Raw genomic sequence first — 5,923 nt, 5'->3', positions numbered from 1 at the left:
CTCGCCGGTCGAGTACGACATGCCGGCCGAGGACGACCCGGACCTGGTCGACTCCGCGCTGAGCGGCCACGACCTCATCGTCCGGGAGCTGGGCGCGACGGTGCTGGAGGAGTACAACAACGAGTGAGGCGTCCCGCCCGCCTCGGCGGAGGGCGTGGCCCCGTGACGTCCGTGCGGGGCGTTCACGGTGTGACGGGGGTGAACACTCCGCGTGGACATCCGCGCTTCTCCGTACGGCGTGGGGCGCCCGGCGCGGTAAGCACGTAGGCTCGGGCTACCGCACCAATCGTTGTCGTACGGCAGGAGTTCCGTCGTGATCCCCGGTGGTCAGCCCAATATGCAGCAGCTGCTTCAGCAGGCCCAGAAGATGCAGCAGGACCTCGCGGCCGCTCAGCAGGAGCTGGCCGAGACCCCCGTGGAGGGTTCGGCCGGCGGCGGCCTCGTCAAGGCGACGGTGACCGGCTCCGGTGAGCTGCGGGCCCTGGTCATCGACCCGAAGGCGGTGGACGCCGAGTCCGGTTCCGCCGAGGAGATCGCGGAGACCGTCGCGGACCTCGTCCTGGCGGCCGTCCGGGACGCGAACGCCGGTGCCCAGAAGCTCCAGCAGCAGAAGCTCGGCCCGCTCGCCCAGGGCCTCGGCGGCGGCGGTATCCCGGGTCTCCCCTTCTGAGGGGCGGGTCGGCGCAGGCGGCAGGGCAGCTGAAGAGAGAGAAGACGTTCCGTGTACGAAGGCGTGGTTCAGGACCTGATCGACGAGCTGGGCAGGCTGCCCGGCGTCGGTCCCAAGAGCGCGCAGCGGATCGCCTTCCACGTCCTGCAGGCCGAGCCGACCGACGTCCGCCGGCTGGCGAACGCGTTGATGGAGGTCAAGGCGAAGGTCCGGTTCTGCGCCGTGTGCGGCAATGTCGCGCAGGAGGAGCGGTGCCGGGTCTGCCTGGACCCGCGGCGCGACCCGGCGGTCATTTGTGTCGTGGAGGAGCCCAAGGACGTGGTGGCGATCGAGCGGACGCGTGAGTTCCGCGGCCGCTACCACGTGCTGGGCGGGGCGATCAGCCCGATCGAGGGCGTCGGCCCCGACGACCTGCGGATACGGGAGCTGCTCGCCCGGCTCGCGGACGGTGCTGTCACCGAGCTGATCCTGGCGACCGACCCCAATCTGGAGGGTGAGGCCACGGCCACGTATCTGGCACGCATGGTGAAGCCCATGGGGCTGAAGGTGACGCGACTGGCCAGTGGTCTGCCGGTCGGGGGCGATCTGGAGTACGCAGACGAGGTCACGCTGGGGCGGGCCTTCGAAGGGAGGAGACTTCTCGATGTCTGATGCCACGCTGCACGACGCGACGCGGAATCCCGACGACTTCGCCGTATCCATCTCCGACTCGATCGAGAGCTTCATCGTCGCCGTGACGGAGGTCGCCAAGGGCGACGAGCCGGACAGCGCGGTGCCGTTCCTGCTGCTGGAGATCTCGCAGCTGCTGCTCGCCGGCGGCCGGCTGGGCGCGCACGAGGACATCGTCCCGGACGAGCGTTATGAGCCCGACAGCGGCCCGGAGCCGGACGTGGACGAGCTGCGCGAGCGTTTCGCGGCGCTGCTCGACCCGGTGGACGTCTACTCCGAGGTCTTCGACCCGTACGTACCGCGCAGCGCCCCGGTGGCCAGCCGGATCTCGGACGACCTCGCCGTGATCATCACCGATCTGCGGCACGGGCTGGCGCACTACCGGGCGGGCCGGGTGAGCGAGGCGCTGTGGTGGTGGCAGTTCTCCTACCTGTCCAACTGGGGCCCGACCGCCTCGGCCGCGCTGCGGGCGTTGCAGTCGCTGGTCGCGCATGTCCGTCTCGACCAGCCGCTGGACGCGCTGGACGGCCTGGACACGGACAGCGACGGCGGGGACGAGGACCGGTTGGCCGAGGAGGCCGGCAGGGTCATGGCGGCGGAGATCGCGGGGCCGCTGGGGCTGCGGAGGAGCTAGCCACAGCCGGCACTGCTGAGGCGCGGGTGGTCGTCGTGGGTCCGGGCCCGTACGGACGCTTTCGGTGTGACCTGGGTTACGTTCCCGTGTGCCGGGAGTCTCAGCGGGCATGTGCTGGCCGAGCGGGCGCGACGGGGCGCCGCGCGGATGCGCCGCGGGACGCGGGAAGCGGCGATCACGGTGGCCGGGGTCTGGATGCCGGTCACTGTGTTTGACCGTTGAGTGAGCACTGTGTCTCACGATGTGACAACGACGGGGCGGAATCCGCCTGCTCGGTAGACTGAGCCGACCGCAGTACCCCCATTTCCGGGGGTCCGGGAGGAAAACTCCCGAAGAGACAGTTGCGAGGAGCGCACGTGGGCCTTGTCGTGCAGAAGTACGGCGGCTCATCCGTTGCGGATGCCGAGGGCATCAAGCGCGTTGCCAAGCGAGTCGTCGAGGCCAAGAAGAACGGCAACCAGGTTGTCGTGGTGGTTTCGGCGATGGGCGACACGACGGACGAGCTGATCGATCTCGCTCAGGAAGTGTCCCCGATTCCGTCGGGGCGCGAGTTCGACATGCTGCTGACCGCCGGAGAGCGGATCTCCATGGCCCTGCTGGCGATGGCGATCAAAAACCTCGGCCATGAGGCGCAGTCCTTCACGGGCAGCCAGGCCGGGGTGATCACGGACTCGGTGCACAACAAGGCGCGGATCATCGATGTCACGCCCGGCCGCATCCAGGCGTCCATCGACGACGGCAACATCGCCATCGTCGCCGGGTTCCAGGGTGTGTCGCAGGACAAGAAGGACATCACCACGCTGGGGCGGGGCGGCTCGGACACCACCGCCGTCGCGCTGGCGGCCGCGCTGAACGCCGATGTCTGCGAGATCTACACCGATGTGGACGGCGTCTTCACCGCCGACCCCCGGGTCGTGAAGAAGGCCCGGAAGATCGACTGGATCTCGTTCGAGGACATGCTGGAGCTGGCGAGCTCCGGCTCCAAGGTGCTGCTGCACCGTTGTGTCGAGTACGCACGCCGTTACAACATCCCGATCCACGTCCGCTCGTCCTTCTCGGGTCTGAAGGGCACGTGGGTCAGCAACGAACCGCAAGGGGACCAGCCGATGGAGCAGGCAATCATCTCGGGCGTCGCACACGACACCTCCGAGGCGAAGGTCACGGTCGTCGGTGTCCCGGACAAGCCGGGCGAGGCCGCGCGGATCTTCCGTGCCATCGCGGACGCCGAGGTCAACATCGACATGGTCGTCCAGAACGTGTCGGCCGCCTCGACCGGTCTGACGGACATCTCCTTCACCCTGCCGAAGGCCGAGGGGCGCAAGGCCGTCGCCGCGCTGGAGCGGACCCGCGCGTCGGTGGGCTTCGACTCGCTGCGCTACGACGACCAGATCGCCAAGATCTCGCTGGTCGGCGCGGGGATGAAGACCAACCCGGGCGTCACCGCGACGTTCTTCGAGGCGCTGTCGAACGCCGGGGTGAACATCGAGCTCATCTCGACATCCGAGATCCGTATCTCGGTCGTCACGCGGGCCGATGACGTCAACGAGGCCGTCCGGGCCGTGCACACCGCCTTCGGTCTCGACTCCGAGAGCGACGAGGCCGTGGTCTACGGCGGCACCGGGCGATGAACCCGGCCGGCACGGGCGCCCTGTTCTCCGCGCGGGACGCGGGGGCGGGCGCCCGTGCCGCTGCCGACGGCCCAAGGCCCTGCCTCGCGGTCGTCGGTGCCACCGGGGCCGTGGGCACGGTGGCGCTCGGCATCCTGTCCGAGCGGGCCGACGTCTGGGGCGAGATCCGGCTGGTCGCCTCGGACCGCTCGGCCGGCCGCAAGCTGACCGTGCGCGGTGAGCGGACCGAGGTCCTCGCCCTGGACGAGGACGCCCTCGACGGTGTCGACATCGCGCTGTTCGCCGTGCCGGACGAGGTCGCCGCGCGCTGGGCGCCCGTCGCGGCGGACCGGGGCGCGGTCGTCGTGGACAGCTCGTCCATATTCCGGACGGACCCGGAGGTGCCCCTCGTCGTCCCCGAGATCAACGGGCACGCGGCGCGGTCCCGGCCGCGCGGGATCATCGCGAACCCGGACGGCACCACCCTCACGATGATCGTCGCCCTGGGCGCGCTGCACGCCGCGTACGGGCTGACCGGGCTGGTCGTCTCCTCGTACCAGGCCGTCTCGGGCGCCGGCCGGGCCGGTGTCGACACCCTGCGGGCGCAGCTGGCGGCGGTGTCCGGTACGGAGCTGGGGACCGCGCCGGGCGATGTGCGGCGGGCCGTCGGCGACACGCTGGGACCGTTCCCCGCGCCGGTCGCGCTCAATGTCGTGCCGTGGGCCGGGACGCTCCAGGAGGACGGCTGGTCGTCCGAGGAGACCGCGGTCCGCGAGGCGTCCCGCAGGGTTCTGGGCCTGCCGGGGCTGCCGGTCTCCGTGACCTGTGTGCGGGTCCCGGTGGTCACCACGCACGCGGTGGCGGTGCACGCCCGGTTCGAGCGGGAGGTCACGGTCGCCGGGGCGCACGAGACCCTGGCCGCGGCGCCCGGCGTCGTCCTGAGCGACGAACCGGCGGCGGGGGAGTACCCCACGCCCGCCGACGCGGTGGGCACGGACCCGGCCTGGGTGGGACGGGTGCGGCGCTCGCCGGACGACCCGCGGGCGCTGGAGCTGTTCGTGTGCGGGGACAATCTGCGCAAGGGAGCGGCGTTGAACGCGGTGCAGATCGCCGAGGCCGTCGCGGGGGAGCCGCGGGCGTAGTCCCGGGGCGGTGGGTGGCCGCTTCTTGGCGTGAAGGGGCGGCGTGAGCTTGACCTCCTGGGACATACTTTGTGGAACGTGTGAAGGTCCTGTGAGCGCGTCGGTGTGCCGTGTCCTGCGGCGCGCTGAGGTGCTCCGGGGCGCCCGGCCGTGCGCTCCCCGCCGTACTGCAACCGCCAGTCGGTCGGGGAGCGTCTTTGTGGCCGCCCCGGGGGGTGGCCGCAGGGCGGCCGAGGGGCATCCGGGATGATCCCCTAAGGCCCCGGGTGCTCCGGGGCGCGGGGCAACCGCACCGGAACAAATGGGGTATTGGGGAAGAGCTGGTACGCATGAGGGCGTTTGACGCATCGTCGACGATGGTGTCCTGCGCGTACAACCCTGACGGGGGGAAGCGTGTCCAACAGGCGTGGCAGAGGTTCTCGGATTCACGATCGCCCCGGCGGGGCCGGCGAGCGCCGCGGTGCGCCCGCCGCGCAGCCGTGCGCCCGGAGGCATGCCCGTGATCGCCCCCTGGTCCGCCGCGCACCCCTCGTCCGTCCCCTCCCAGTGCGGGGATGCTGACGACGCGATGGCAGCCGGCACCACCGTCGATCACCTCACCGAGACCTACCGCGCGCACTACCGCTCCCTGCTGGGCCTTGCCGCCCTGCTCCTGGACGACACGGCGTCCTGCGAGGACGTGGTGCAGGAGGCGTTCATCCGCGTGCACTCCGCCCGGGGCCGGGTCCGCGACCCCGAGAAGACCCTCGCCTATCTGCGGCAGACCGTCGTCAACCTCTCCCGCTCCGCGCTGCGCCGCCGCATCCTCGGCCTCAAGCTGCTCTCCAAGCCCATGCCCGACATGGCCAGCGCCGAGGAGGGCGCCTACGACCTCCTGGAGCGCGACCAGCTCATTCAGGCCATGCGCGGACTCCAGCGCCGCCAGCGTGAGGTCCTCGTCCTGCGCTACTTCGCCGACATGACGGAGGCCCAGGTCGCCGAGACGCTCGGCATATCGCTCGGCTCGGTCAAGGCATACGGATCGCGCGGTATCGCGGCGCTGCGCGTCGCGATGGGGGCCCCGGCATGAGCGGAACGTCGTACGGACCGGGACGGGCCGGTCACCCCGCGCGCCCGCAGGACGCCACCGCTGGGGGCGACGGCACGCCCGGAGAACACCCCGCGCGGCCCGTATGCCTTGACCGAGCCGAGCGATATGCCG

6 protein-coding genes are annotated in these 5,923 nt (G+C 71.1%); all 6 read left to right on the top strand.

The features are described 5' to 3' along the window. The first annotated feature begins 313 nt into the window (after window positions 1-313). Entirely contained in the window at window positions 314-670 is a 357-nt protein-coding gene (locus tag AC51EU_RS26030; protein ID WP_496269519.1) for a YbaB/EbfC family nucleoid-associated protein, read from the top strand. Window positions 671-721: 51 nt separating this feature from the next. Then, the gene (gene recR, locus AC51EU_RS26025; RefSeq protein WP_496269518.1) at window positions 722-1,321 is read left to right on the top strand and encodes a recombination mediator RecR; all 600 of its coding nucleotides are present in this window, start codon (window positions 722-724) and stop codon (window positions 1,319-1,321) included. Then, entirely contained in the window at window positions 1,314-1,973 is a 660-nt protein-coding gene (locus AC51EU_RS26020; protein ID WP_496269517.1) for a DUF5063 domain-containing protein, read from the top strand. The genes recR and AC51EU_RS26020 overlap by 8 nt, the downstream gene beginning before the upstream one ends. A gap of 356 nt (window positions 1,974-2,329) precedes the next feature. Beyond that, entirely contained in the window at window positions 2,330-3,601 is a 1,272-nt protein-coding gene (locus AC51EU_RS26015) for an aspartate kinase (RefSeq protein ID WP_496269516.1), read from the top strand. Further along, window positions 3,598-4,722 (top strand): aspartate-semialdehyde dehydrogenase, encoded by a 1,125-nt coding sequence (locus AC51EU_RS26010; protein ID WP_496269515.1) that lies wholly within the window; start codon window positions 3,598-3,600, stop codon window positions 4,720-4,722. Before AC51EU_RS26015 ends, AC51EU_RS26010 begins: the two co-directional genes overlap by 4 nt. Window positions 4,723-5,128: 406 nt before the next feature. Then, the gene (locus tag AC51EU_RS26005; RefSeq protein ID WP_496269514.1) at window positions 5,129-5,791 is read left to right on the top strand and encodes a SigE family RNA polymerase sigma factor; all 663 of its coding nucleotides are present in this window, start codon (window positions 5,129-5,131) and stop codon (window positions 5,789-5,791) included. Window positions 5,792-5,923: the final 132 nt, after the last annotated feature.

This window comes from Candidatus Streptomyces philanthi (assembly GCF_059553635.1).
Note: the sequence above shows the minus strand (reverse complement) of the source record. Positions and strands in the feature narration are given on the sequence as shown.

Excerpts from the sequence above, each read along its gene's own strand:
- AC51EU_RS26010 (WP_496269515.1), top strand. The coding sequence starts at position 3,598 with ATGAACCCGGCCGGCACGGGCGCCCTGTTCTCCGCGCGGGACGCGGGG.
- AC51EU_RS26020 (WP_496269517.1), top strand. The coding sequence starts at position 1,314 with ATGTCTGATGCCACGCTGCACGACGCGACGCGGAATCCCGACGACTTC.